Annotated in this window: 20 protein-coding genes; 6 read left to right on the top strand and 14 right to left on the bottom strand. The window is 72.2% G+C overall.

Annotation, left to right across the window (positions count from 1 at the left end; all coding sequences use genetic code 11):
• Positions 1 to 285: 285 nt before the first annotated feature.
• Positions 286 to 1461 carry a Cmx/CmrA family chloramphenicol efflux MFS transporter gene (locus ACFV20_RS25120; RefSeq protein ID WP_385659909.1) on the top strand — a complete coding sequence of 392 codons (1176 nt, stop codon included), beginning with the start codon at positions 286 to 288 and terminating at the stop codon, positions 1459 to 1461.
• Positions 1462 to 1497: 36 nt separating this feature from the next.
• On the opposite strand, the gene ACFV20_RS25115 is transcribed toward ACFV20_RS25120, so the two are convergent.
• A complete protein-coding gene (locus ACFV20_RS25115) occupies positions 1498 to 2847 on the bottom strand; it encodes a hypothetical protein (RefSeq protein WP_385659907.1) in 1350 nt (449 codons plus the stop codon).
• Positions 2848 to 3005: 158 nt separating this feature from the next.
• Between ACFV20_RS25115 and ACFV20_RS25110 the strand changes: the two genes are divergently transcribed.
• Positions 3006 to 3692, top strand: a complete 687-nt coding sequence (locus ACFV20_RS25110) for an SLATT domain-containing protein (RefSeq protein WP_385659905.1) — start codon at positions 3006 to 3008, stop codon at positions 3690 to 3692.
• A 317-nt stretch (positions 3693 to 4009) separates the two neighbouring features.
• On the opposite strand, the gene cimA is transcribed toward ACFV20_RS25110, so the two are convergent.
• The 5 genes from cimA to ureA all read right to left on the bottom strand — a co-directional run bounded on the left by cimA (position 4010) and on the right by ureA (position 10059).
• Positions 4010 to 5614: a citramalate synthase gene (cimA, locus tag ACFV20_RS25105; protein ID WP_385659903.1), complete on the bottom strand. Its 1605-nt coding sequence runs from the start codon at positions 5612 to 5614 to the stop codon at positions 4010 to 4012.
• 361 nt (positions 5615 to 5975) lie between these two features.
• The gene (locus tag ACFV20_RS25100) at positions 5976 to 6590 is read right to left on the bottom strand and encodes a TetR/AcrR family transcriptional regulator (RefSeq protein WP_385659901.1); all 615 of its coding nucleotides are present in this window, start codon (positions 6588 to 6590) and stop codon (positions 5976 to 5978) included.
• 8 nt (positions 6591 to 6598) lie between these two features.
• Positions 6599 to 7636, bottom strand: coding sequence for an agmatine/peptidylarginine deiminase (locus tag ACFV20_RS25095; protein WP_385659899.1), 1038 nt, complete (start codon positions 7634 to 7636; stop codon positions 6599 to 6601).
• A gap of 9 nt (positions 7637 to 7645) precedes the next feature.
• A complete protein-coding gene (locus ACFV20_RS25090; RefSeq protein WP_385659897.1) occupies positions 7646 to 9358 on the bottom strand; it encodes an urease subunit alpha in 1713 nt (570 codons plus the stop codon).
• Positions 9355 to 10059: an urease subunit gamma gene (gene ureA, locus ACFV20_RS25085; protein WP_385659895.1), complete on the bottom strand. Its 705-nt coding sequence runs from the start codon at positions 10057 to 10059 to the stop codon at positions 9355 to 9357. Before ureA ends, ACFV20_RS25090 begins: the two co-directional genes overlap by 4 nt.
• 115 nt (positions 10060 to 10174) lie before the next feature.
• Here ureA and ACFV20_RS25080 point away from each other — a divergent pair, with 115 nt between their 5' ends.
• Positions 10175 to 11623, top strand: coding sequence for a cytosine permease (locus tag ACFV20_RS25080; protein ID WP_385659894.1), 1449 nt, complete (start codon positions 10175 to 10177; stop codon positions 11621 to 11623).
• A 200-nt stretch (positions 11624 to 11823) separates the two neighbouring features.
• On the opposite strand, the gene ACFV20_RS25075 is transcribed toward ACFV20_RS25080, so the two are convergent.
• Together ACFV20_RS25075 and ACFV20_RS25070 are read right to left on the bottom strand one after the other, a co-directional pair.
• Entirely contained in the window at positions 11824 to 12912 is a 1089-nt protein-coding gene (locus ACFV20_RS25075; protein WP_385659892.1) for a branched-chain amino acid aminotransferase, read from the bottom strand.
• Positions 12913 to 13187: 275 nt separating this feature from the next.
• Positions 13188 to 14231: a 3-isopropylmalate dehydrogenase gene (locus ACFV20_RS25070; protein WP_385659891.1), complete on the bottom strand. Its 1044-nt coding sequence runs from the start codon at positions 14229 to 14231 to the stop codon at positions 13188 to 13190.
• A gap of 154 nt (positions 14232 to 14385) precedes the next feature.
• Here ACFV20_RS25070 and ACFV20_RS25065 point away from each other — a divergent pair, with 154 nt between their 5' ends.
• Entirely contained in the window at positions 14386 to 15969 is a 1584-nt protein-coding gene (locus tag ACFV20_RS25065) for a purple acid phosphatase family protein (protein ID WP_385659889.1), read from the top strand.
• 53 nt (positions 15970 to 16022) lie between these two features.
• Here ACFV20_RS25065 and ACFV20_RS25060 read toward each other — a convergent pair whose 3' ends face one another.
• The 4 genes from ACFV20_RS25060 to ACFV20_RS25045 all read right to left on the bottom strand — a co-directional run bounded on the left by ACFV20_RS25060 (position 16023) and on the right by ACFV20_RS25045 (position 19650).
• A complete protein-coding gene (locus tag ACFV20_RS25060) occupies positions 16023 to 16154 on the bottom strand; it encodes a hypothetical protein (protein ID WP_104781486.1) in 132 nt (43 codons plus the stop codon).
• Between the two features lie 248 nt (positions 16155 to 16402).
• Positions 16403 to 16945 (bottom strand): GNAT family N-acetyltransferase, encoded by a 543-nt coding sequence (locus ACFV20_RS25055; RefSeq protein ID WP_385659887.1) that lies wholly within the window; start codon positions 16943 to 16945, stop codon positions 16403 to 16405.
• Positions 16946 to 17019: 74 nt separating this feature from the next.
• A complete protein-coding gene (gene pruA / locus ACFV20_RS25050; RefSeq protein WP_385659885.1) occupies positions 17020 to 18651 on the bottom strand; it encodes an L-glutamate gamma-semialdehyde dehydrogenase in 1632 nt (543 codons plus the stop codon).
• A 72-nt stretch (positions 18652 to 18723) separates the two neighbouring features.
• Positions 18724 to 19650 carry a proline dehydrogenase family protein gene (locus ACFV20_RS25045; RefSeq protein ID WP_385659883.1) on the bottom strand — a complete coding sequence of 309 codons (927 nt, stop codon included), beginning with the start codon at positions 19648 to 19650 and terminating at the stop codon, positions 18724 to 18726.
• A 152-nt stretch (positions 19651 to 19802) separates the two neighbouring features.
• Between ACFV20_RS25045 and ACFV20_RS25040 the strand changes: the two genes are divergently transcribed.
• Positions 19803 to 21068, top strand: a complete 1266-nt coding sequence (locus tag ACFV20_RS25040) for a PucR family transcriptional regulator (RefSeq protein WP_385659882.1) — start codon at positions 19803 to 19805, stop codon at positions 21066 to 21068.
• A 24-nt stretch (positions 21069 to 21092) separates the two neighbouring features.
• Here ACFV20_RS25040 and ACFV20_RS25035 read toward each other — a convergent pair whose 3' ends face one another.
• A complete protein-coding gene (locus tag ACFV20_RS25035) occupies positions 21093 to 21671 on the bottom strand; it encodes a TetR/AcrR family transcriptional regulator (protein WP_385659880.1) in 579 nt (192 codons plus the stop codon).
• Positions 21672 to 21757: 86 nt separating this feature from the next.
• Here ACFV20_RS25035 and ACFV20_RS25030 point away from each other — a divergent pair, with 86 nt between their 5' ends.
• A complete protein-coding gene (locus ACFV20_RS25030; RefSeq protein WP_385659878.1) occupies positions 21758 to 23299 on the top strand; it encodes an MFS transporter in 1542 nt (513 codons plus the stop codon).
• Between the two features lie 64 nt (positions 23300 to 23363).
• Here ACFV20_RS25030 and serA read toward each other — a convergent pair whose 3' ends face one another.
• Positions 23364 to 24953, bottom strand: coding sequence for a phosphoglycerate dehydrogenase (gene serA, locus ACFV20_RS25025; RefSeq protein WP_385659876.1), 1590 nt, complete (start codon positions 24951 to 24953; stop codon positions 23364 to 23366).
• Between the last annotated feature and the right edge of the window lie 243 nt (positions 24954 to 25196).

Here is a 25196-nt window from a genome sequence, read left to right as displayed (position 1 = left end):
ATGCCCCCCTCCGCGCGCACGCACCGCCTCTGGGGCTTCACCGACTCCGGCTTCCGCACCGCCGCCCGGGCGGCGCGGAAAGGAAAACCGGTGGACCCGCCCGCCCCGGCACGCCTAGCCTGCCGTTCATGTCAGGCCCCGAGGCGTCCAGAGTGTGGCCACCGGCTCTCCGGTGGCTGATCGTGACGCCGATGCCGGGCCGCTGAAGCCGCCCGCTCCGCTCCGCTGCCGGTGTGCCGTCCGACTGTCGTGTCCGACGTCGACCTTTCGGTGCGGAGTTCTTTCATGCCGTTCGCTCTTCTTCTGCTGGGCCTTGCCGTGTTCGCGCAGGGTACGTCCGAGTTCATGCTGTCCGGGCTGGGGCCCGCCATCGCGCGGGACCTGGGGGTGTCCGTATCCACCGCGGGTGCGCTGACCTCGGCTTTCGCGGCGGGGATGGTGGTAGGGGCGCCCCTTGTCGCGGGGCTCGCGCGGCGCTGGCCGCGGCGGGGCGCGCTGCTGGCCTTCCTCGGGGTCTTCCTCGCCGCCCATGTGGTCGGTGCGCTCACCGACAGCTTCACCGTCCTGCTCGTCACGCGCGTGGCGGGGGCGTTCGCCAACGCCGGTTTCCTCGCGGTCGCGCTGGTCGCCGCCGTGGGGATGGTCCCGGCCGGTGCGACGGCACGCGCGACGTCCACGCTGCTCGGCGGGGTGACGCTGGCGTGCGTGGCCGGGGTCCCGGCCGGGGCCGTGCTCGGCGAACTGTGGGGCTGGCGTGCCGCGTTCTGGGCCGTCGCCCTGGTGTCCCTGCCGGCGCTGGTCGCGGTGGCCTGGTCCGTGCCGGGCGGTGCGGCCGAGGGTGCGCCGCCCGCGCTGCGCGGTGAACTGCGGTCGCTGCGCGACTCGCGGCTGCTCGTCACCCTGCTGCTGGGCGCCCTGCTGAACGGCGCGACGTTCTGCACCTTCACCTATCTCGCGCCGCTGGTCACCGAGGTGACGGGGCTGGGCGACGGCTGGGTGCCCGCGGTCCTGGCCCTGTTCGGGGCCGGGGCGTTCCTCGGCGTGACCGTCGCGGGGCGTCTCGCCGACCGGCGTCCCCTGGCGGTCCTCGGCTGCGGGGGTCTGGCGCTGGGCGCGGGCTGGTGCGCGCTTGCCCTCGGGGCGGGCCATGCGGTCCTCGCCCTTGCGCTCGTCCTCGCGCAGGGCGCCCTGTCCTTCGGCGTCGGCTCCACGCTGATCGCGCGGGCGCTGTCCGCGGCGCCGGGCGCACCGACCCTGGCGGGTGGTTTCGCGACGGCGGCGTTCAACGTGGGCGCGGCGGTGGGTCCCTGGGCGGGAGGGACGGTGCTCGGCGCGGGGCTCGGGTACCGGGCGCCGGTGTGGGTCAGCGCGGGTCTGGTCGCGGCGGCGTTCGTGGTCGCCGGGGTGGCGGGGCGCGGCATCCGGGAGCGGCGCGCGGACGGGCAGCCGCTGCGGCGCTGAGCCGGCACCCCCGGGGGCCCGGGACCCGGGCCCTGGTCAGAAACCGCCCCCGAAGTCCCCGCCGCCGCCGAAGTCCCCGCCTCCGAAGCCGCCTCCGAAATCGCCGCCGAAGTCGCCGGTGTTGAAGTCCGCGCCGGAGACGTCGCCGCCCTCGTAGCCGCCGAAGTCGCCGTAGCCGGAGCCGTAGTCGGCCGCGTAGGCGGGACCGGCCATCATGCTGCCGAGCATGGTGCCGACGAGGAGGCCGGGCAGGAGCCCGCCGCCGAAGTAGCCGCCGGCCCAGGGGCCGTACGCCGGTCCGGCGTCCCAGTAGGGGCGGCGGCCGTAGTCGGTGTCGACCTCGCGGATCACCGGATCGCGGCCCTCGGCCAGACGCCTTTCGTCGGCCGCGCAGACGGGGACCTCGCGGGCGGTGCCGGCCGGGGGCGTCCAGGTGGCGTCGGCGACCGAGGGGCCGTGGCGGGGGTCGAAGAAGCAGGGCGGGCGGCGCTCCGGCAGGGCCCCGCCCTCGCGGCGGGCCGCGAGCCGGGCGAGGGAGAAGCGGCCGTCCTCCACGGCCTGGGTGACGGCCCGCACGTCCTCGGGTTTCGTCGCGGCCGCCATCAGGGACTTGGCCTGCTCGTAGGAGTCCAGGGCGCGCTCGTAGTCGGTGCGCATCGCGTCGTCGGCGCCGGGTTCCCCGGGATGGAAGTCGAGCCGGTCGAGTTCCTCGCCGAACGCGGTGATGTCCTCGTCGACGACCACCCGCAGCTTCTCCAGGGCGGCCCGCTGCTCCTCCTCGTGGCGGCGCCGGTTGCGGCGGACCAGGGCGTAGGCGCCCGCGCCGCCGGCCGCCACGAGGGCGCCGACCGTGATCAGGCCGCCGACGGGCACGTCGGTGCCCGAGCCGCCGCTCCAGCTGCTCGGCGCCGACCCGCCCACGTTGCGCAGGGCGTCGTCGACGAAGTCGTTCAGCTGGGCCTTGGCGTCGCCCGCCCCCTGCACGGCCGTGACCAGGTTGGACACGGTCTGCCGGCTCATCACGGAGCTGTCGGCGCGGGCGTCGAAACGGTCGCCGAGACGGATGCCGTACAGGCCGGTGACGCCGGTCTCGGTGCGGAGGTTGCGGAAGAGGTCCTGCGTGGGATAGCCGGCCGGGAGGACCGCCACGAGGACGGGCTTGTCCGCGTCCTTGATCTTGTCGGCGAGCGCCTCGGCGTCCGACGCCGCGAGCTGCCCGGAGGCGGCCGGATCCACGTACACCGGGCTCTCGCGCAGGTTCCGGGCGACCTCGGAGAGGTCGGTGGCCGCGTGCGCGCCCGGCGCACCGGCCAGCAGCACCGCCAGGACGGCGGCGAACGGCACGATCAGCAGACGTGCGACGGTACGCACCAGTGCGACCCTCATATGTTCGAAGCTACCCGAAACACCCCAGAAAGGGTTATTCAGCGAGCAAGAGACAGGGGGCGAGGCTGTGCCCGGTCCGTGTCCGTCGCGGGCGGGCGGGGCGTGGCGGACACGGCCTAGGATGCCCCTGGCCATCCAGGAGGGGCGGGAGCGGGGACATGTTCGGACGACGCGGGGCTGCGGACATGACGGTGTCCGAACTGACCGAGCTGGACCGGTCGCGTACGCGCGCCGACCTGCTGTGGGAGCTGTTCCGGCACGCCGAGGCGGAGGTGACGTCGGCGATCGGCTGGTACCTGGCGCGGCGCCGTGGCCCGTCGCTGTGGTCGCGTTCGCTGCGGGCGCTCGCCACGCTGCTGGGCATCGTCGGCACGATCACGCCGCTGGTGCACGCCGCCTCGCCCACGACCGTGCGGCCCGAGTGGGGTTTCGTGTTCCTGGCCGGCGGGGCGGGGTGTGTGCTCTTCGACCGGATCTTCGGGTTCTCGGCGTCCTGGACCCGCTACATCCGCGCGGAGATGGCGTTGCAGCAGATCCTCAAGAAGGCGCAGTCCGACTGGGCGCAGGCGTTCCTGCGGACCACCGACTCCCCCAGTGACAAGGAGCAGGCCGCCCTGCTCGGGGTGATCGAGCGGCTGCGGACCGACGCGCAGCGGATCATCGAGGACGAGGGCGCGGCGTGGGTCGGGTATCTGGCCGACGGCGTCGAGGAGCTGACCCGCTCCACCGCCTCCGCCACCGGCCAGCGTTCCCACACCGCGGGCCTGTTCCGCCTCGACCGGAGCCCCGGACGGGACCGGGGCGGCGAGGTTCCGGTGCCGCGCTCCCGGGACACCGCGATGTGACACACGCCCCGGGGCCTCGGTTCCGGGACACCGCGAGGCGACACACGCCCCGGCGCCTCGCCTCCGGGATACCGCGACGTGACACGCCCCGGGACCTCGACTCCGGGACACCGCGAGGCGACACACGCCCCGGCGCCTCGCCTCCGGGACACCGCGACGTGACACGCGCCCCGGGCCTCGGCTCCGGGACACCGCGAGGTGACACGCGCCCCGGGGCCTCGGCTCCGGGACACGGCCGTGTGACACCACCCCGCGGTCATTCCGCCGCCGGGCCCCGGGCTACTGAGCCGGCCCCGGGCTACTGCGCCGGCCCCGGGCTACTCCGCCGGATCGACGCCCGCGCGCAGCAGCCCGTACGTGTACGCGTCCTCCAGGGCCTGCCAGCTCGCGGCGATGACGTTGTCGGCGACACCGACGGTCGACCATTCGCCCGTGCCGTCGGACGTGGAGATGAGCACGCGGGTCGTGGAGTTGGTGCCGTGCTTGCCCTCCAGGATGCGGACCTTGTAGTCCACCAGCTCCAGCTTGGCGAGCTGCGGGTAGATCTTCTCCAGGCCCACGCGCAGGGAGCGGTCGAGGGCGTTGACGGGGCCGTTGCCCTCGGCGGTGGCGACGATGCGCTCGCCCTTGGCCCACAGCTTGACCGTGGCCTCGTTGGCGTGGGAGCCGTCGGGCCGGTCCTCGACGATGGCACGCCAGGACTCGACCTCGAAGTAGCGCAGCGGCTTGCCCTGGACCTCGGCGCGCAGCAGGAGTTCGAAGCTCGCGTCGGCGGCCTCGTAGGTGTAGCCCTTGAGTTCGCGCTCCTTGACCCGCTCGACGACCCGGCCGACCAGCTCGCGGTCGCCGCCGAGGTCGATGCCGAGTTCCTTGCCCTTGAGCTCGATGGAGGCCCGGCCCGCCATGTCGGAGACCAGCATCCGCATGGTGTTGCCGACCCGCTCGGGGTCGATGTGCTGGTACAGGTCCGGGTCGACCTTGATCGCGGAGGCGTGCAGTCCGGCCTTGTGGGCGAAGGCGGAGAGGCCGACGTAGGGCTGGTGCGTGGAGGGGGTGAGGTTGACGACCTCGGCGATGGCGTGCGAGATGCGCGTCATCTCGCGCAGGTGCCCCTCGGGCAGGACCTTCTTGCCGTACTTGAGCTCCAGGGCCGCCACGACCGGGAAGAGGTTGGCGTTGCCGACGCGCTCGCCGTAGCCGTTGGCGGTGCACTGCACGTGGGTGGCGCCGGCGTCGACGGCGGCCAGGGTGTTGGCGACGGCGCAGCCCGTGTCGTCCTGGGCGTGGATGCCGAGCCGGGCTCCGGTGTCGGCGAGGACGGTGGAGACGACGGCCTGGATCTGGGCGGGGAGCATGCCGCCGTTGGTGTCGCACAGGACGACGACGTCCGCGCCGGCCTCGGACGCGGTGCGGACGACCGCCTTGGCGTACTCGGGGTTGGCGCGGTAGCCGTCGAAGAAGTGCTCGCAGTCGATGAAGACCCGGCGGCCCTGTGCCTTGAGGAAGGACACGGTGTCGCGGACCATCGCCAGGTTCTCGTCCAGGGTGGTGCGCAGCGCGAGTTCGACATGGCGGTCGTGTGACTTGGCGACCAGGGTGATGACCGGCGCACCGGACTCCAGGAGCGCTCTGACCTGGGGGTCCTGGTCGGCGGTGGTGCCAGCGCGGCGGGTGGAGCCGAACGCGACGAGCTGGGCGTGCCGGAAGTCGATCTCCTGCTGGGCGCGGGCGAAGAACTCGGTGTCCCGGGGGTTGGCGCCCGGCCAGCCGCCCTCGATGAAGCCCACGCCGAAGTCGTCCAGGTGCCGTGCGATGGCCAGCTTGTCGGCGACGGTGAGGTTGATGCCCTCCCGCTGGGCGCCGTCGCGCAGGGTGGTGTCGAAGACGTGGAACGAGTCGTCGAGCTCGCTGGTGTCGGTCATGGTCTCAAGGCTCCTGAGGATGGGATCTCGGTCGTACCGGAATGACCGGCTCCACCGCCCTCACATGGTCCCTCGCGCTCTCGCCTCCGGCTGCGGGTGGGCCAGAAATGCGAAAAACCTCTCGCGGGTGCGAGAGGTCTGCGCGCGGGTCGAGGACGACGGTGTCCGCCCGTACCTGGTCGTACGTGGCGGTCACTGCGGACCGGCGCGCCTGCTGCCAATAATCATGGCGAACGAGAGCACGGGGGCAGTTTGGCACAATCCCCGCGCTCCGCTCACCGCTGTCTCAGGATGCGGTCGGTCACGCGAGGTGACGGACGTGGAGGTGCGAGGCCGGGGGGAGGACGGCCCGGGCGGGGGTTCAGGTGTCCGTGAGGAGGCTGTCGGTGAGGAGGCTGTCGGTGAGGAACTCGCTCACGTGCGCGAGCACGTGTGCCCGGTCGGTGCCGCGCAGGCCGATCGCCACGTGGATGGAGAAGCCGTCGAGCAGCGCCCGCAGCCGGGCGGCGAAGCGGTCCGGGTCCACGCGCCGGAACTCCCCGCGCGAGATGCCCTCGGCGAGCAGCGCGACCAGGTCGCGGTGCCAGGCGCCCTCGATGGCGGCCTGCCGGTCGCGGGCGTCGGCGTCGGCGGTCTGCGAGCGGTTCCACACCTCCAGCCACAGCGTCCAGTGCGGGTCGCGGTGGCCGTCGGGGACGTACAGGTCGACGAAGGCGGCGAGGCGCTCGCGGGCGGGCGCGGTCCGGGTCAGCAGCCGGCCGCGCTCGGCGCCGAGGCGGCCCTCGCTCCACTCCAGGGTGCGCAGCAGCAGTTCGTCCTTGGAGCCGAAGTAGTAGAGCAGGTGGCCGCTGCTCATGCCGACCTCGCGGCCGAGCGCGGCCATGGTGAGCTTCTCCAGGCCGCGCTCGGCGATCATCTCCATGGCCGCGGCGAGGACGTCCTCGCGGGGCGGGGCCTGCTTTCGCCCACCGGCCATGCGCGCTCCTAGATCCTCGGTTGCTGCTGCGTGATGCAGTGGATGCCGCCACCGCCCGCGAAGATCGTACGGGCGTCCACCAGGGTCACGGTCCGCTCGGGGAAGAGGCGGCGGAAGATGCCGGCGGCGATCTCGTCGCGCGGGTCGTCGAAGCCGCACAGCACCACGCCGCCGTTGCAGAGGTAGTGGTTGATGTAGGAGTAGTCGGCCCAGTGGCCGTCGGCCTCCAGGACGGTCGGGGCGGGGACCTCGACGACCTCCAGGCGCCGGCCGCGCGCGTCCGTCTGGGTCTTCAGCAGCCCGATGACCTCCCGGGTCACCTCATGGTCGGGGTGGGCGGGGTCCGGCTGGGAGTGGGCGACGACGACGCCCGGGCGGGCGAAGGCGGCGACGATGTCGACGTGGCCGAGGGTGCCGAAGCCGTGGGGAGGGTAGTCGCCGGTCAGGCCGCGCGGCAGCCAGATCGCCTTGCGGGTGCCGAGCTGGGCGTGGATCTCGGCCTCGACCTGCTCGCGGGACCAGTCGGGATTGCGCTCCGGGCCGAGCTGGACGGTCTCGGTCAGCAGGACCGTGCCCTCGCCGTCGACATGGATCGCCCCGCCCTCGTTGACGAGCTCCGAGGCGTACGTCCGTGCCCCGGCGAGGTCGGCGACGTGCCCGGCGACCTTCGCGTCGTGCTCCCAGCGGGCCCACTCCTGGGCGCCCCAGCCGTTGAACGTCCAGTCGACGGCGGCCAGTCGCCCCTTCCCGTCGGTCAGGAAGGTGGGGCCGATGTCGCGCATCCAGGCGTCGTCGAGGTCCCGCTCGACCGTGTCGACACCGTCGCCCAGCAGGGCACGCGCCTCACCCGACTGCCCCGGCCCGCACACCACCGTCACCGGTTCGAAGCGGCGGACGGCCCGGGCGACCGCGGCCCACGCGACGCGGGCGGCGGCCAGCTCCCCGGGGTCGTCGAAGGTCTGGTTCGGGCCCGGCCAGGCCATCCAGGTCCGCTCGTGCGGAGCCCATTCGGCGGGCATGCGGAAGCCGTCGGCGGCTGCGGACATCGTTGATCCTCAGAGGAAGTAGAGACGGTTGAGGGAGACGGAATCGGCGGGTTCGGAGCGCAGCGGCTCCCCGTCGAGGGTGACGAGACCGGTGCGCTGGTCGACGTCGACGGCTCCGGTGCGGGAGTTGAGGCGCAGGTCGGCCGGGCCGATGCCGCGGGTGCCGCGCACGGCGACCCTGCGACGCCGGGTCGGCATGGTGTCGCGCCCCTGGTCGAGGGCGGCCTGCGCGACGAACGCCACCGAGATGTCGGCCGGTGTCGCCCCGTGCGCCCCGAACTGCGGCCCGAGGACGAGGGGTTCGCAGGTGTCCGTCGCCGCGCCCGGGTCGCCGACCACGCCGTACGCCGGGAAACCGGCCTTCAGCACCAGCTGCGGCTTGGCGCCGAAGTACTCGGGGCGCCACAGCACGATGTCGGCGAGCTTGCCGGTCTCGATGGACCCGACCTCGTGGGAAAGCCCGTGCGCGAGGGCCGGGTTGATGGTCAGCTTGGCCATGTACCGCAGGACGCGCTCGTTGTCGTGCCCGTCGTCGGGGGCGCCGAACTCGGCCTTCATCTTCCCGGCCATGGCGAACGTGCGGCGGACGGTCTCGCCCGCGCGCCCCATGCCCTGCGCGTCCGACGAGGTGATGCCGATCGCGCCCAGGTCGTGCAGGACGTCCTCGGCGCCCATGGTGCCGGCCCGGATGCGGTCCCGGGCCATGGCCGCGTCGCCGGGCAGGTCGGTCTTCAGGTCGTGGACGGAGACGATCATGCCGTAGTGCTCGGCGACGGCGTCCCGGCCGAAGGGCAGGGTCGGATTGGTGGAGGAGCCGATGACGTTCGGTACGCCCGCCATCTTCAGGACGTTGGGGACGTGCCCGCCGCCACAGCCCTCGATGTGGAAGGCGTGGATGGTGCGGCCCTCCAGCACACGCAGGGTGTCCTCCACGGACAGGCACTCGTTCAGCCCGTCGCTGTGCAGGGCGACCTGGACGTCGTGCTCCTCGGCGACGCGCAGCGCCGTGTCGAGCGCGCGGGTGTGGGCGCCCATGTCCTCGTGCACCTTGAAGCCGCTCGCGCCGCCCTCGGCGAGGGCCTCGACCAGGGGCGCCTCGTGCGAGGACGAGCCCCGGCCCAGGAAGCCGATGTTGACGGGCCAGGCGTCGAAGGCGTTGAACGCGTGCCGCAGCGCCCAGGGCGAGTTGACGCCGACGCCCCACACCGGGCCGAACTCCTGCCCGATGACCGTGGTCACGCCGGAGGCGAGCGAGGCCTCCATGATGCGCGGCGACAGCAGGTGGACGTGGGTGTCGACGGCCCCGGCGGTGGCGATGAGCCCCTCGCCGGAGACGATCGAGGTGCCCGTGCCGACGACGACGTCGACCCCGTCGAGGGTGTCGGGGTTGCCGGCCCGGCCGATCGCGCGGATGCGGCCCTCGCGGATGCCGATGGAGACCTTGCGGACGCCCTGCACGGCGTCGATGACGACGACGTTGCTGATGACGACGTCACAGGTCTCGCGGACCGCGGCGGCCTTGAGGTGCAGTCCGTCGCGGGCGGTCTTGCCGAACCCGGCGAGGAACTCGTCGCCGTAGCGCTGGGAGTCCGACTCGACCCGGACGACCAGCCCGGAGTCGCCCAGGCGGATGCGGTCGCCGGCGCGGGGCCCGTGGGTGGCGGCGTACTCGTACGGGGTGAGGCGGCGTGCCTCGGCGGGGTGGCCTCCTGGGCGGCTCATCGCTCGACCTCCTGATCAGCTGTTTCCGGTACGCCGAGGTAGCCGCAGGCGGCGGCCCGCTTCAGGGCTTCGGCCTTGGCGCCCGGCGCGTCCAGCGGCCCGTCGACGAGCCCGGCGAAACCGATGGCGATCCGCTCGCCCCCGATCGGCACCAGCCCGACCTCGGCGCTGTCCCCCGGCCCGAACCGGACGGAGGACCCCGCGGGCACGGCGAGCCGCATGCCGTAGGCCCGGCCGCGGTCGAAGTCGAGCCGCGGGTTGGCCTCGAAGAAGTGGAAGTGGGAGGTCACCGAGACCGGCACGGTCGCGGTGTTGGTGACCGTGAGCCGCTCGGCCGGCTCGGGCTCGGACCGGTCCGGCCCGGGCAGCAGCGCGCCGGGGGCGTCCGGCCCCGAGCCGCCGCCGATGGGGTCGGACACGACCGCGAGCCGGGAGCCGTCGTCGAAGACGGCCTCGACGTGCACCTCCGTGACGACGTCGGCGACGCCCGGCAGCACGTCGCCGGGCCCGAGGACGGACCGGGCGGCCTCGACGGCCTCCGCGAGCCGCCTGCCGTCCCGGGCGGCCTCGCACACCGTGTCGGCGATGAGCGCGGTCGCCTCGGGGACGTTGAGCCTCAGTCCCCTGGCGCGGCGGGCGCGGGCGAGCTCGGCGGCGCCGAAGAGCAGCAGCCGGTCGCGTTCGGTCGGGGTCAGCCGCATGTCACTCCCTCCAGTTAGAGCATCACTCTAAACATGAAATTCTCTCGACCGAAAGGTTGACGGTGGAGCAATGCACACATCACATTGAACGTCGTTCTAACCAAGGGAGACCAGCATGCCGATCGAACAGCGCGGAGTCGACACCATCCCGGAGGAGGAACGCACGAGCGGGCCACGCGACCTCGTCTCGATCCTGCTCGGCTCCAACCTCTGCCTGGGCGTGATCGTCTTCGGCTGGCTGCCGCCGTCCTTCGGCCTGGACTGGTGGTCGTCGGTCGGTGCGGTGCTCGCGGGCACGGTGGTGGGCGTGCTGTTCACGGCCCCGCTGGCGCTGGTCTCGCTGCGCACCGGCACCAACCTGTCGACCTCCTCCGGCGCCCAGTTCGGGGTCCGCGGGCGCCTGGTCGGCTCGGTGGTCGGGCTGCTCCTGGCCCTCGGCTACACCGCGCTGACGGTGTGGATCGGCGGGGACGTGATGGTGAGCGTCCTGGGCCGCCTGGCCGGACTGCCGCAGGGCGGGCTGTCGTACGGCGTCGTCTACGGGCTGCTCGCCGCGGCCACCGTCGCCGGTGCGGTCTACGGCTACCGGGTGCTGCTCGCGATGTCCCGGGTGCTGGCGTTCGGCATGACGGCCCTGCTGGCCGTCGGGGTGATCGCGTACGCGCCCGCATTCACCACCGCCGCGCTGCCCGAGACCGGCGGTTATCTCCTGGGCGGCTTCTGGCCCACCTGGCTGCTCGCGGCGGTGGCCGCGGGGCTGTCCGGGCCGGTCGCGTTCATCACGCTGCTCGGCGACTACACCCGCTACATCTCACCGGCCCGGCACTCCTCCCGCCGGGTGCTGCACGCGACCTGGCTGGGGCTGATGCTGGGCCTGCTGGTGCCGCAGCTGTTCGGCACGTTCACGGCGTACGCGGCCGGAGCCGCCCTCGACTACGCGGGTCCGCTGGTCGACGCGGCCCCCGGCTGGTACCTGGTCCCGCTGCTGCTCGCGGCCTCCGCGGGTTCGGTCGGCAACGCGGGGCTGATGCTGTACTCGATGGGCCTCGACCTGGACGCGATCCTGCCGCGCGCCTCGCGGGCCCGGGCGACGTACGTGGTCGCGGCCGTCGCCACGGCCTGTGTCTTCGCCGGGCACTACTACTCGACCGCGCAGGACGCGATGACGTCCTTCGTGCTGCTCCTGACCGCCATCGGCACGCCCTGGGCGGTCATCACGCTCATCGGCTTCGCCCGCTGCGGCGGCGTCTACGACCCGGAGGCCCTTCAGGTCTTCAACCGCCGCGCGCGGGGCGGCGTCTACTGGTACCGCTCCGGCTGGAACGTCCCCGCGACCCTGTCGTGGGCGGCCGGGGCGACGGTGGGCGTCCTGGCGGTGTCCCTGCCGTCGTACGAGGGCCCGCTGCTGTCCCTGACCGGCGGGGTGGACTGCAGCTTCCTGCTGTCGGGGGTGGTGGGAGGGGTGGCTTATGCGCTGTCGGCCCCGGGGTCACCCGCAGAGGAGCCCGGGGCCGGTGAGGCGACGCCCGCTTCTCGTCCGATCGATTCACGCCCGGCTTCTTGACCGACCGGATCCCGGCGGGACGAAGGCCCGGCTCCTTGACCGATCGGTTCGGGTGGGGGGTGGGCATCGGCCGGGGGTCCGGCTTACCACCCGACGGGTTCGGGCACGGTCACCGGTCCGGCTTCTTGGCCGACCGGGTCGGGTGGTGGGTGGGCATAGGCCGGGGGTCCGGGGGCGGAGCCCCCGGGGGCCAGGTGTGCTCAGCCCAGCTTGTGCATCCAGCCGTGGGCGTCCGAGGCCGTACCCCGCTGAATGTCCAGCAGCGCCTGACGCAGCCGCAGCGTGACCTCGCCCGGCTCTCCCCCACTCTGCTTCCACTCCGCCGTGGCCCGCTTCACCGTACCGACCGGAGTGATCACCGCCGCCGTACCGCAGGCGAAGACCTCGGTCAGCGACCCGTTCTCCGAGTCCCGCTGCCACTGGTCGACCGAGACCCGGCCCTCCTCGGCCTCGTACCCGAGGTCACGGGCGACGGCGAGCAGGGAGTCACGCGTGACGCCCTCCAGGATCGACCCGGTCAGGGACGGCGTGACGATCTTGTTCCCGTACACGAAGTACAGGTTCATGCCGCCCAGCTCCTCGACCCAGGTGTGCTCCACGGCGTCGAGGTAGCAGACCTGGTCGCAGCCCTTCGTCGCGGCCTCGGCCTGCGCGAGCAGGGACGCCGCGTAGTTGCCGCCCGTCTTCGCGTCGCCCATGCCGCCGGGGACGGCGCGGACACGGTCCTCGGAGACCCAGATGGACACGGGCTTCACACCGCCGGGGAAGTACGCCCCGGCCGGGGAGGCGATCACCAGGAAGAGGTACTCGTTGGCCGGCTTCACGCCCAGCCCGACCTCCGTGGCGATCATGAACGGGCGCAGGTAGAGGGACTCCTCACCGCCGTGCGCCGGCACCCATGCCTTGTCCTGCTGGACCAGGGCGTCGCACGCCTCGATGAACGTCTCGACCGGAAGCTCCGGCATGGCGAGCCGGCGGGCGGAGCGCTGGAACCGCTCGGCGTTCTTCTCCGGGCGGAAGGTGGCGACGGACCCGTCGGGCTGGCGGTAGGCCTTCAGACCCTCGAAGATCTCCTGCGCGTAGTGCAGCACCGTGGTGGCGGGGTCGAGGGAGATCGGCGCGTACGGCACGAGCTGGCCGTCGTGCCAGCCACGGCCTTCCGTCCACTTGATCGTCACCATGTGGTCGGTGAAGTGGCGGCCGAACCCGGGGTTGGCCAGGATCTGCTCGCGCTCGGCGGCGGAGAGCGGGTTGGCGGAGGGCTTGAGCTCGATCGTGGGCGTCGTCATGGGTTGATGTCCTTCACCGGTTGTAGTGACGGGCCGCGCTCGGTACTGCTCTGATGGTGACCAGTGCTAGGACGTCCGAGCATTCCTCATTGCGCGGCCTCGCGTTCGATTATCGCCCGGAGGCGGCCGTGGAAGGAACGGGGTGACTGCGGCCCGGTGGTCGATGGTGGCACCCGGCGGGGAACATGCGAAAGCCGCCGGGCGCGGATGCGACCCGGCGGCTTGCGGAAGAGCAGCTGGGGGTCCCCCCAGGCCCTTCAGGCACTGGGGGAGGGTCAGCCGGCTACGCGTACGGCGAGGGCGTCACCGATCTCCGAGGTGGAGCGGGCGGGCTTGCCGGTGCGCTCGGCGAGGTCGGCGGAGACCGCCTCGTCGATGCGGGCGGCCTCGGCCTCGTAGCCGAGGTGGCGCAGCAGCAGGGCGACGGACAGCACGGTGGCGGTCGGGTCGGCCTTGCCCTGCCCGGCGATGTCCGGGGCCGAGCCGTGCACGGGCTCGAACATCGACGGGAAGTCGCCGGAGGGATTGATGTTGCCGCTCGCGGCGACGCCGATGCCGCCGGAGACGGCCGCGGCCAGGTCGGTGATGATGTCGCCGAAGAGGTTGTCGGTGACGATCACGTCGAACCGCTCGGGCTGCGTGACGAGGTAGATCGTCGCCGCGTCCACGTGCATGTACTCGGTGGTGACCTCGGGGAAGTCCTCGGCCACCCGGTTGAAGATGTCGGTCCACAGGTGACCGGCGAAGGTCAGCACGTTGTTCTTGTGGATCAGCGCCAGCTTCTTGCGGGGGCGGGCCTGGGCCCGGGCGAAGGCGTCCCGCACCACGCGCTCCACGCCGAAGGCCGTGTTCACCGACACCTCGGTGGCGACCTCGTGCGCGGTGCCCTTGCGGATCGTGCCGCCGTTGCCGGTGTACGGGCCCTCGGTGCCCTCGCGGACCACGACGAAGTCGATCTGCGGCTCACCGGCGAGCGGGGTGGCCACACCCGGCAGCAGCTTCGACGGGCGCAGGTTGACGTGGTGGTCGAAGGCGAAGCGCAGCTTGAGCAGGAAGCCCCGCTCCAGGACGCCGGACGGCACCGACGGGTCGCCGATCGCGCCGAGCAGGATGGCGTCGTGCCGCTTCAGGGCGTCGAGGTCGGCGTCGGTGAGGGTCTCACCGGTGGCGTGGTAGCGCCGGGCGCCGAAGTCGTACTCCTCGGTCTCCAGCTTCACATCCTGCGGAAGGACGGCGGAGAGGACCTTCAGGCCTTCGGCCACGACCTCCTGGCCGATGCCGTCACCGGGGATCACTGCGAGATTGATGCTGCGAGACATGCGGGCACCCTACTCCTCGTCCCATGGGATGACACACACTGTCCGTGATGCGGACAGGCGGGACGCACCCGACCGGGGGACGGCACGCGTCCGTCGGGTGCCGTTCACCCGTATGTGGTGCGCCCGTCGGCCTCTGCTGGGACATTCACTGGACATGGAGATCCCCCACTTCGGCATCCCGCCCGAGCTCGCCGGCCGGATGAGCATGGCGGAGCAGCACGAGTACCTGCGGACCCGGCTGTCGCGGCGGCGCACCCTGGTGACCGCGGGCGCGGTGGCGAGCGGGCTGCTGACCGGCTGCTCGGGTTCCGGCTCCGGTGCGCGTCCAGGGCGGTCCGGCGCATCGGCCGGGGCCCCGTCGTCCACCACGTCGACGGCGCCCGGCTCCCTCGTCACGCCCTTCGGCCGCCATCTGGCCTTCGGCGCCGACCCGAAGACGCAGATGCGGATCTCCTGGCAGGTGCCGCTCGCGGTGCGCAGGCCCTACGTCCGGGTGGGCCTGCGCCCCGACGACCTCGGCCGCAAGGTCGAAGCGGAGCTGCGCGACCTGCGCACCCCGGAGCTGAAGGGCGTCCGGGCGGCGGTCGAGCAGTACTACCTGCACGCCGCGCTGGACGGCCTGCGCCCGGACACGACCTATTACTACGGCGTCGGCCACGAGGGCTTCGACCCGGCCGACCCGCGGCACCGGGCGACCGTCACGACCTTCCGCACGGCACCGGCCCGGCCTCCCGGCCGTTTCGTGTTCACCGCGTTCGGCGACCAGGGCGTCGGCGACGAGGCGGCCCTCAACGACCGTACGCTGCTGCGCCGGAAGCCCGCCTTCCATCTGCACGCCGGCGACATCTGCTACGCGGACCCGACCGGCAAGGGCAGGGAGTCGGACGTCTTCGACGCGACCCAGTGGGACCGGTTCCTGAAGCAGACCGAGCCGGTGGCCCGGTCGGTGCCGTGGATGGTGACGACGGGCAACCACGACATGGAGGCCTGGTACTCGCCGGACGGCTACGGGGGGCAACTCGCCCGGTTCTCCCTGCCGGACAGCGGCTTCGACCCGCGCACGGCACCGGGCGTGTACGCCTTCACGTACGGCAACGTCGGCGTGGTCGCGCTGGACGCCAACGACGTGTCGTACGAGATCCCCGCCAACTTCGGCTACTCGGAGGGGCGGCAGACGAGGTGGCTGGACGCGAAGCTCGGTGAGCTGCGGTCCTCGAAGGACGTCGACTTCATCGTCGTCTTCTTCCACCACTGCGCGTACTCGACGTCCACGCACGCCTCCGACGGCGGGGTGCGTGCCGAGTGGCTGCCGCTGTTCGCGCGGCACGAGGTGGACCTGGTGATCAACGGGCACAACCACGTCTACGAACGGACGGACGCCATCCGGGGCGGCGAGGTGGGCCGGCCGGTGCCGGTCGGCGGCACGACGGACCCGCGGCGGGACGGGATCGTGTACGTCACCGCGGGCGGGGGCGGCAAGGAGCTGTACGGCTTCCCCGGCGGCGTGAAGGAGAGCTACGAGGGGAACACCGCCGACCACGAGCCGGTCGCCACGTTCCGGTGGACCAAGTCCCGGGACATGAAGGCGGAGTCGGCGCAGTGGTCACGGGTGCGCTACCGCGGCTTCTCGTTCCTCTCGGTGGAGGCGGTCAGCGGCGCCAGGCCGAGGCTGAAGGTGTCGGCGCTGGCGTCGAGCGGTGAGCGGATCGACCACTTCGAGGTGCGGCGCGGGGCGTGAGGCCCCGCACCGCGCCCCGCGGGCGGCTCCCGGTCCTGCGGTGTTGCCGCGGCTCAGTGGCCGCTGGATCCGCCGTTGTCCCTGCGGTCGAGGGCGCGCTGGAGCGCGGCGGCGGCGTTCTTCCGGTCGGACTCGGTCGTACGGGAAACGTGACGGACTCGGCGGCGGACGGTCGTCTCGGCCATGGGACATCGACTCCTTCGACAGCACGGAGTGCACAGGGAGGGTTACGAGACGCCGGAAGGGGCGGGGAGCGGTGCCGCAGGGATTGCCTGCACGGGGCCCGGCTCTCGACCGCCATTCGCTTGATCGAGCGAGACGTTCGGCTCCTACAAAGCTAAGGGAGCGCGGAGCGTCTGTCTCCACAATTACTCGGACTTCCTACTATCTGAGACGGTGGACTGGGTCACACCCCGCTGACCTGCGGCGATTTCTAGAGCACGTCACCGTCGCGCCAGTCGAAGACGAGTTCGCGCGCGGGGTCGAGCGGGCCGGCGAGGGCGGGCCGCACGAACGTGCTGTCCTCTTCCTCGGGCAGCCGGACGATCCCGTCGAGCGGGCTGAGGGCGTGCACCCGGCCGTCCCAGAGCCGCCAGCCCCGGGAGGTGTAGAGCCGGGCCCCGTCGTCGCTCGCGGAGAGGGCGCCGAGGTCGTAGGCCCGGTCGACGACGCGTTCCAGCTCCGCCATGACCCGTCCGCCGAGGCCGGTGCGCCGGGCGTCGGCGCGGACGGCCACGTTCTCGACGTACCCGGCACGCAGCCACCGGCCCCGGTGCCGCACCCGCCGCATCACGACCGCACCGTGCGCGAGGAGCGCCGGGCCGTCGTGGACGAGGGCGTGCACCCCTCCGAGGCCGTGGTCCCAGTCCTCGTCGCCGAAGTCACCCTCGAACGCGGCGTCCAGCAGGCCGCGTACGGCGTCGAGTTCGGCGGGGGTCAGATCGGCGGTGTGAGCGGTGCGCACGCGGAGGGTCATCGGCCCAGTCTTTCCCGGGACATGCCGACGGGCCAGGTCTTTTCGACCTGGCCCGTCGGTTCGTGCGGGGGGTGTCAGCCCATGTGCGGGTAGGTGTAGTCGGTCGGCGGGACCAGGGTCTCCTTGATGGCGCGGGTCAGGGTCCAGCGCATCAGGTTCTGGGGGGCGCCGGCCTTGTCGTTGGTGCCGGAGGCACGGCCGCCGCCGAAGGGCTGCTGGCCGACGACGGCGCCGGTGGACTTGTCGTTGATGTAGAAGTTGCCGGCCGCGTAGCGGAGCTTGTTCGCCGTGTACGCGGCGGCCGCGCGGTCGTTCGCGACGACCGAACCGGTCAGGGCGTAGTCGGAGACCGACTCCATCTGGGTCAGCATCTCGTCGTACTTGTCGTCCTCGTAGACGTGCACGGCGAGGATCGGGCCGAAGTACTCGGTGCGGAAGACCTCGTTGTCGGCGTCGGTGCACTCGATGACGGTCGGGCGGACGAAGTACCCCTCCGAGTCGTCGTAGGTGCCGCCCGCGACGATCGTGCAGGAGGCGTCCTCCTTGGCCCGGTCGATGGCGGCCTTGTTCTTGGCGAAGGCACGCTCGTCGATGACGGCGCCGATGAAGTTCGACAGGTCGGTGACGTCACCCATCTTGATGCCGTCGACCTCGGCCGCGAACTCCTCCTTGAAGCCGGAGTTCCAGATCGAGGCGGGGATGTAGGCCCGGGAGGTGGCGCTGCACTTCTGGCCCTGGTACTCGAAGGCACCGCGGGTCAGCGCCGTCTTCAGGATCGCCGGGTCGGCCGAGGGGTGGGCGACGAGGAAGTCCTTGCCGCCGGTCTCGCCGACCAGGCGCGGGTAGGTGCGGTACTTCTCGATGTTGGCGCCGACCGTCTTCCACAGGTACTGGAAGGTCTTGGTCGAGCCGGTGAAGTGGATGCCGGCGAGGTCGCGGTGCTCCAGGGCGACCTTGGAGACCTCGATGCCGTCACCGGTGACGAGGTTGATGACGCCCTTGGGCAGTCCGGCCTCCTCCAGCAGCTGCATGAGCAGCACGGCGGCGTGCGTCTGCGTCGGGGACGGCTTCCACACGACGACGTTGCCCATCAGGGCCGGGGCCGTCGGCAGGTTGCCCGCGATGGCGGTGAAGTTGAAGGGCGTGATCGCGTAGACGAAGCCCTCCAGCGGACGGTGGTCCAGACGGTTCCACACGCCCGGGGCGTTGGCCGGGGGCTGCTCGGCCAGGAGCTTGCGGGCATAGGAGACGTTGAAGCGCCAGAAGTCGATCAGCTCGCAGGGCGTGTCGATCTCGGCCTGCTGGGCGGTCTTGGACTGGCCGAGCATGGTGGAGGCGGCGAGCGTCTCCCGCCACGGGCCGGACAGCAGCTCGGCGGCGCGCAGGATGATCGCCGCGCGGTCGTCGAAGGCCATGGCGCGCCAGGCGGGCGCGGCGGCCAGGGCCGCGTCGATGGCGTCCTGCGCGTCCTGCTGGGTGGCGTTGCGGTACGTGCCGAGCACGGCCTTGCGGTTGTGCGGCTGGACGACCTGGAAGGCCTCGCCGCCGCCCATCCGCTTCTCGCCGCCGATGGTGCAGGGCAGGTCGACCGGATTGTCGGCCAGCTCCTTCAGCTTGGCCTCCAGCCGGGCGCGCTCGGGCGAGCCGGGGGCGTAGCCGTGCACCGGCTCGTTGACGGGGGTGGGGACCTGGGTCACAGCGTCCATGTTTTCCGTAACTCCTTACTGAGCGGTGTGTCGGTCTCAGCCCTCGAGGGGCTCTCGGCCCTTGCCGGGCTGTCAGCCCTTGGTGAGCATCGAGCGGGCGAAGAAGCGCAGGTTGGCCGGCTTCTCCGCGAGACGGCGCATGAAGTAGCCGTACCAGTCGGTGCCGTACGCGGTGTAGACGCGCATCCGGTGGCCCTCGGCAGCCAGCCGCAGGTGCTCGTCGGTGCGGATGCCGTAGAGCATCTGGAACTCGTACTCGTCGGGCTTGCGCCCGGCCTGGTGGGCGAGTTCCTGGCCGATCGCGATCAGGCGGGGGTCGTGGGACCCGATCATGGGGTACCCCTTCCCCTGCATCAACGTCCGCAGAATGCGCACGTATGCCCGGTCGATCTCGTGCTTGTCCTGGTAGGCGACGGAGGCCGGCTCCTTGTACGCGCCCTTGACCAGGCGGACCCGGCTGCCGCTCTCCGCGAGGCGGCGGGCGTCCGCCTCGGTGCGGAACAGGTAGGCCTGGATGACGCAGCCGGTCTGCGGGAAGTCCTTCCGCAGCTCCTCGTGGATGGCGAACATCGAGTCGAGGGTGGTGTGGTCCTCGGCGTCGAGCGTGACCGTGGTGCCGATCTCGGCGGCGGCCTCGACGACCGGGCGGACGTTGCTCAGGGCCAGCTCGTGGCCGCCCTCCAGCGCCTGCCCGAACATCGACAGCTTCACCGACATCTCGGCGCGGGTGCCGAGCTCCAGCGGCTTGAGGCGGTCCACGAGCTCCAGGTAGGCGTCCCGGGCGGCGGCCGCCTGCGCGGGGCTGGTGATGTCCTCGCCGACGACGTCCATCGTCAGCTCCAGTCCCTGCCCGGTCAGGTCGCGGACGACGGGGACGATGTCGTCGACGTCCTCGCCCGGGATGAAGCGGTCGACGACCTGCTTGGTCACCGGGGCCGCCGAGATCAGGCGTCGCATCCGGTCGCTGCGTGACGCGGCGAGAATCACGGGACCCAGCACGGGGCACCTCCAGAGCACAAGCAACATGAAGGCCGGACCCCTCGCGGACGACGCGTCGGGTACGGCACGGAGAACCACCGTGAAACCTAAGGATCCCTCCGATCGTCTGCCATCGACAGCTGTCACGCATCCGTGCCGCAGATCTCAGACAGATGTATGAAGGGGTCCGGGACGTGCGCGACAATGCGGGGGTGACGTCGGAACACAGGGGCGACTACGAGGAACTGGTCGACGAGATCTCGGAGCTGCTCGGCGCGCCCGCGACCCTGGAGAACCGGGACTTCGAGCTGCTCGCCTTCGGCGCCTACGACAGTGAGGGCGACCTCGATCCCTCGGCCCTGGACCCGGTGCGCACCCGCTCGATCCTCACCCGCCGTTCGACGGCCGCGGTCCGGGCCTGGTTCGAGGGCTTCGGCATCACCCGCGCGACGGAACCGGTCCGGATCCCGCCGACACCGGAGGCCGGGGTCCTGCGGGGCCGCATCTGCCTGCCTGTCCGCCACCGGGGTGTGGTGCACGGCTACGTCTGGCTGCTGGACGACGATCCCGGCCCGAGCGAGCGGCAGCTGTCCGCCGCCATGCGGGTCACGGCCCGCATCGGTGCCCTGCTCGCGGACGAGGCACAGCACGGCGCCGACCTCAGCCGCGAACTCCGGGCCGTTCTCACCGCCGAGCCGGGCTGGCAGGGCGACATGGCCGTCGCCGAACTCCGTACCGCCCTCGGCCCCCGCGCCGACGGCCTCCATGCCCTGGTGTGCGTCGCACCCTGGCCCTCGGCCGACCCGGAGGACGCTCCGTCGGTCCGTGCGGTGCCGGGGGCGGCGGCGCTGTGCACCCTGCCGTGGGGGGCGACGGCCCAGTGTCTGGCGGTGCTGATCCGCCTGCGCTCCTCGGACGTGCTGACGCCGGCGACGACGGCGGCGGGACGTCTGCTGGAGCGGGCGCGCGCAGGCAGCGGCCCGGAGGGTGGTGGCGGGCCGAGCGGCAGCGGCCCGCGCCCGGCAGCGGCTCCGGCCGCCGGCATCGCCACTCCCCGCTCCGGGCTCGCCGAGACGGCAGCCGCCTGGCGGGAGGCGTCGGCGGCGGCCCGGGCGGCACGGGCCGAGGCGCGGTTCGGGCCGGTCGCGCAGTGGGCGTCGATCGGGCCGTTCCGGCTGCTCACGGCCCTGCCGCCCGAGGTCGCCCAGGACCCCGTCGCCCGCGCGCTGCTCACCCCCGTCCACCAGGAACTCGCCCGGACCGCCGAGGTCTTCCTCGACTGCGCCGGCCAGGCCGCCCGGGCCGCCGCCGAACTCGGCATCCACCGCCAGACCCTGTACTACCGCCTGTCCCGCATCGAGAAGCTCACCGGCCTCGACCTGGACGACGGCGAGGACCGGCTACTGCTGCACATGACCCTCAAAGCGCACCGGCTGTGAGGACCGGCCCGCCCGGCTGAGGCGTCACGCGCGCCCTGCCGCCTCGATCACCCGTCGCAGCCCGGCGGTGAGCTGCTCGGCGTCCGGCGCGCTCTCCGGGTCGAAGGTCCACTGCGCCATGAGACCCATCATCAGGGTCAGATAGAAGGACCCGAGGGTGTCCACCTGCTCGTCCGTCACGTCGGCCTCCCGCCCGCCGAGGAAAAGGGGCAGGAGGCCGCGCGCACCCTCGCGCTGGGCCCGTGCGAGATGCGCCCGCACCTCCGGCAGCTGCTCCCCCATGGCCACGATCTCCAGGCTGAGCCGCCACATCGACCCGGGCTCCCGCATGGTCTGGATGATGTTCGTCCAGACGTCGGTGAAGCGCTCCAGCGAGCCCGGCTCCCCGCGCAGCTCGCCACCGCCCTCGAAGGCGTCGGACATGCCCTCCACCATGTCGATGTAGGCCTGGGCGAGCAGCGCGTCCTTCGAGCCGTAGTGGTAGCCGATCGACGCCAGGTTGGTCCCCGACTCCTTGACGATGTCGCGTGCCGTCGTGCGCAGGAAGCCCTTCGCCAGCAGGCAGCGCTTGGCGCCCTCCAGCAGATCCTCACGGTGTCCCATGGCACGTCACCCTAACCCGGAATCCAGACGCACGTATTAAACAGGCGTACTAGACAGGCGTTTAATACGCTCGTACAGTCCTGTCCATGACGACGAACCCGCCCCCTCCCGCCCGCGCCGGCCGCCGTGAATGGACGGCCCTCGGTGTGCTGATGCTCCCGCTGCTGCTGGTCTCCATGGACGTCTCGGTGCTGTACTTCGCGATCCCCGCGATCAGCGCCGACCTGGAACCGAGCTCCACCCAGCAGCTGTGGATCTTCGACATCTACGGCTTCGTGCTGGCCGGCCTGCTGATGACGATGGGCTCGCTCGGCGACCGCATCGGCCGCCGCAGGCTGCTGCTGTTCGGCGCCGCCGCCTTCGGCACGGCCTCCCTGATCGCCGCCTACGCGAACAGCGCCGAGACGCTCATCGCCGCCCGCGCGGTCCTCGGCATCGGCGGTGCGACGCTGATGCCGTCCACCATGGCCCTGGTCCGCACGATGTTCACCGACCCCGCGCAGCGCACCAAGGCGATCGGTGTCTGGTCGGGCGTGATGACGGCCGGCATCGCGCTCGGCTCGGTCATGAGCGGCGTGCTGGTCGAGCACTTCTGGTGGGGCTCGGTCTTCCTGGTCAACCTGCCCGCGATGCTGCTGCTCCTGGCCCTGGGCCCCGTCCTGCTGCCCGAGTCGCGCACCCCTCACCCCGGCCGCTTCGACCTGCTGAGCGTCCCGCTGTCGATGGCGGCGGTGCTCCCGGTGATCTACGGCCTGAAGGAGCTCGCGGCCGAGGGCTGGAACGTGCGGTACGTGATGTCGGTGACCGTCGGCCTGCTCTTCGCCGCCCTGTTCGTCCACCGCCAGCGCACGACGGCCTCGCCCCTGATCGCGCCGGACCTCTTCCGGGCCCGCGGCTTCAGCCCGGCGCTCGTCCTCAACCTCACCGCCGCCTTCGGCATGATGGGCTCGGCTTTCTTCACGACCCAGTACATCCAGTCGGTCCTGGACAAGGGCCCCCTCGAAGCGGCGCTGTGGAGCCTGCTGCCGTCGGTGCCCATCGGACTCGCGGCCCCCGTCAGCGCACAGCTCGTCCAGCGGGGCGTCGCCCGCGCCCACGTCATCGGCGGGGGCTTCGCGGTCGCCGCGTGCGGCTACGTGATGCTGGCCCTGGCCGGAACGGACTCCCTCTGGCTGCTGCTCGCCGCCTGCGCCGTCCTGGCCTGCGGCATCGTCGCGGTCATGGCGCAGGTGACGGACCTCGCCCTGAGCGCCGCCCCGGTCGAGAAGGCGGGCGCGGCGTCCTCCCTGCTGGAGACGGGCACGGAGTTCGGCGGCGCGCTGAGCATGGCGTTCCTCGGCTCCATCGGCACGGCCGTCTTCCGGCACGACATGCCGGACTCGGCTCCGGCGGCGGCACGCGAGACCCTGGGCGGCGCCCTGGCCGTGGCCGACCGGCTCCCGGGGCGCGCGGGGGACGCCCTGGCGACGGCGGCCCGCGAGGCCTTCACCAGCGGCATGCACGCGGCGGCGGTCACGGGCGCGGTGCTGCTGGCCGGTGCGGCGGCAGCGGCGGTCATGACCCTGCGGCGGACCCGGGGGACGAAGAACGCCGGACGGGCTGAGCAGCTCAGCCCGTCCGGCGTCTGAGGACGGATCCGTTCAGGACGAACGGAGGTCCCGGGGGGCGAAGCGTGAAGCCCCCCGGGGCGGATCAGGCCAGGTTCACCGACCGGGCCGAGGTGGCCCCGATCTCCTCGGCCACCTCGGCCAGCACGGGTGCGGTCACCGTGTCGTCCACGGTCAGCACCGCCAGTGCCTCGCCGCCGGCCACCGCACGCGACACCTGCATGCCGGCGATGTTGAGGCCCGCCTCACCGAGGATGCGGCCCACCGTGCCGACCACGCCGGGACGGTCCTCGTACTTCAGGACCACCATGTGGTCGGCGAGCGCGAGGTCCACGTCGTAGTCACCGACCGCGACGATCTTCTGGAGGTGCTTGGGGCCGGCGAGCGTGCCGGACACCGACACCTCCTCGCCGTCGGCGAGGGTGCCGCGCACCGTGACGACGTTGCGGTGCTCGGTCGCCTCGGAGCTGGTGGTGAGGCGCACCTCGACACCCCGCTCCTGCGCGAACAGGGGCGCGTTGACGTAGGAGACCGTCTCGTCGACGACGTCCTCGAAGACACCCTTGAGCGCGGACAGCTCCAGCACCTTCACGTCGTGCTGGGTGATCTCGCCGTACACCTCGACGTCGAGGCGGACCGCGACCTCACCGGCGAGCGCGGTGAAGATCCGGCCCAGGCGCTCGGCGAGCGGCAGACCCGGCTTGACGTCCTCGGCGATGACCCCGCCCTGCACGTTCACCGCGTCCGGCACGAGCTCACCGGCGAGGGCGAGACGCACCGAGCGGGCGACGGCGATACCGGCCTTCTCCTGCGCCTCGTCGGTGGAGGCACCGAGGTGCGGGGTGCAGACGACCTGGTCGAACTCGAACAGCGGGGAGTCCGTGCAGGGCTCCTTCGCGTACACGTCGAGACCGGCACCGGCGACCCGGCCCTCCTTGAGGGCGGAGTACAGCGCCTCCTCGTCGACGATCCCGCCGCGCGCGGCGTTGACGATGCGCACGCTCGGCTTGACCTTGCGCAGCGCCTCGTCGCCGATCAGGCCGAGGGTCTCGGGGGTTTTCGGGAGGTGGACGGTGATGAAGTCGGAGACCTCGAGCAGCTCGTCCAGCGACAGGACCTTGACGCCCATCTGCGCGGCGCGGGCCGGCTGCACGTAGGGGTCGTAGGCGACGACCTTCATGCCGAAGGCCGACATGCGCTGCGCGACGAGCGCGCCGATGCGGCCGAGGCCGACGACACCGAGGGTCTTCTCGGCCAGCTCGACGCCGGTGTACTTGCTGCGCTTCCACTCGCCGTTCTTCAGCGCGGCGTTGGCCTGCGGGATGTTGCGGGCGGTGGCGACCAGCAGACCGCAGGCCAGCTCGGCCGCGGTCACGATGTTCGAGGTGGGGGCGTTGACGACCATCACGCCGGCCTTGGTGGCGGCGGAGACGTCCACGTTGTCCAGGCCGACGCCGGCTCGTGCGACGACCTTCAGCTTCTTCGCGGCGGCGATGGCCTCGGCGTCGACCTTGGTGGCCGAGCGGACCAGAATCGCATCGACGTCGGCGATCGCCGGGAGCAGCTCGGCCCGGTCGGCGCCGTTGCAGTGCCGGATCTCGAAGTCCGGGCCCAGCGCGTCGACGGTGGCGGGCGACAGCTCTTCAGCGATGAGTACGACGGGTTTCGAGCTCACGTGAGTCCTCACAAGTCCAGTGCTGCGGACGGCCGTCCCGACGGCCGCAGGCGGTGGAGGGGTGCTTGCCGCGTGGAAGACGCACGACGCTGTGGGCCTGACGCGTATGTATCTGTGCAGCAGTCTAGTGGCGCCCGGGGGCTCGTTCTGTGCCACTGCGGAAGGATCACCCGGACGAGAAGTGCCGATGTGGCGGGGGCCCGGGGCGAAGCCCCGCGGCGGCGTCCCCCTGCCGGGGGGCAC

The sequence above is a fragment of the Streptomyces sp. NPDC059696 genome, assembly GCF_042733745.1.
Classification (GTDB): Bacteria; Actinomycetota; Actinomycetes; order Streptomycetales; family Streptomycetaceae; genus Streptomyces.
The sequence above is the reverse complement of the archived record's forward strand: the minus strand, read 5'-3'. Positions and strand labels throughout refer to the sequence as shown.

Excerpts from the sequence above, each read along its gene's own strand:
- ACFV20_RS25120 (WP_385659909.1), top strand. The coding sequence starts at position 286 with ATGCCGTTCGCTCTTCTTCTGCTGGGCCTTGCCGTGTTCGCGCAGGGT.
- ACFV20_RS25115 (WP_385659907.1), bottom strand. The coding sequence starts at position 2,847 with ATGAGGGTCGCACTGGTGCGTACCGTCGCACGTCTGCTGATCGTGCCG.
- ACFV20_RS25110 (WP_385659905.1), top strand. The coding sequence starts at position 3,006 with ATGTTCGGACGACGCGGGGCTGCGGACATGACGGTGTCCGAACTGACC.
- cimA (WP_385659903.1), bottom strand. The coding sequence starts at position 5,614 with ATGACCGACACCAGCGAGCTCGACGACTCGTTCCACGTCTTCGACACC.
- ACFV20_RS25100 (WP_385659901.1), bottom strand. The coding sequence starts at position 6,590 with ATGGCCGGTGGGCGAAAGCAGGCCCCGCCCCGCGAGGACGTCCTCGCC.
- ACFV20_RS25095 (WP_385659899.1), bottom strand. The coding sequence starts at position 7,636 with ATGTCCGCAGCCGCCGACGGCTTCCGCATGCCCGCCGAATGGGCTCCG.
- ACFV20_RS25090 (WP_385659897.1), bottom strand. The coding sequence starts at position 9,358 with ATGAGCCGCCCAGGAGGCCACCCCGCCGAGGCACGCCGCCTCACCCCG.
- ureA (WP_385659895.1), bottom strand. The coding sequence starts at position 10,059 with ATGCGGCTGACCCCGACCGAACGCGACCGGCTGCTGCTCTTCGGCGCC.
- ACFV20_RS25080 (WP_385659894.1), top strand. The coding sequence starts at position 10,175 with ATGCCGATCGAACAGCGCGGAGTCGACACCATCCCGGAGGAGGAACGC.
- ACFV20_RS25075 (WP_385659892.1), bottom strand. The coding sequence starts at position 12,912 with ATGACGACGCCCACGATCGAGCTCAAGCCCTCCGCCAACCCGCTCTCC.
- ACFV20_RS25070 (WP_385659891.1), bottom strand. The coding sequence starts at position 14,231 with ATGTCTCGCAGCATCAATCTCGCAGTGATCCCCGGTGACGGCATCGGC.
- ACFV20_RS25065 (WP_385659889.1), top strand. The coding sequence starts at position 14,386 with ATGGAGATCCCCCACTTCGGCATCCCGCCCGAGCTCGCCGGCCGGATG.
- ACFV20_RS25060 (WP_104781486.1), bottom strand. The coding sequence starts at position 16,154 with ATGGCCGAGACGACCGTCCGCCGCCGAGTCCGTCACGTTTCCCGTACG.
- ACFV20_RS25055 (WP_385659887.1), bottom strand. The coding sequence starts at position 16,945 with ATGACCCTCCGCGTGCGCACCGCTCACACCGCCGATCTGACCCCCGCC.
- pruA (WP_385659885.1), bottom strand. The coding sequence starts at position 18,651 with ATGGACGCTGTGACCCAGGTCCCCACCCCCGTCAACGAGCCGGTGCAC.
- ACFV20_RS25040 (WP_385659882.1), top strand. The coding sequence starts at position 19,803 with ATGTATGAAGGGGTCCGGGACGTGCGCGACAATGCGGGGGTGACGTCG.
- ACFV20_RS25035 (WP_385659880.1), bottom strand. The coding sequence starts at position 21,671 with ATGGGACACCGTGAGGATCTGCTGGAGGGCGCCAAGCGCTGCCTGCTG.
- ACFV20_RS25030 (WP_385659878.1), top strand. The coding sequence starts at position 21,758 with ATGACGACGAACCCGCCCCCTCCCGCCCGCGCCGGCCGCCGTGAATGG.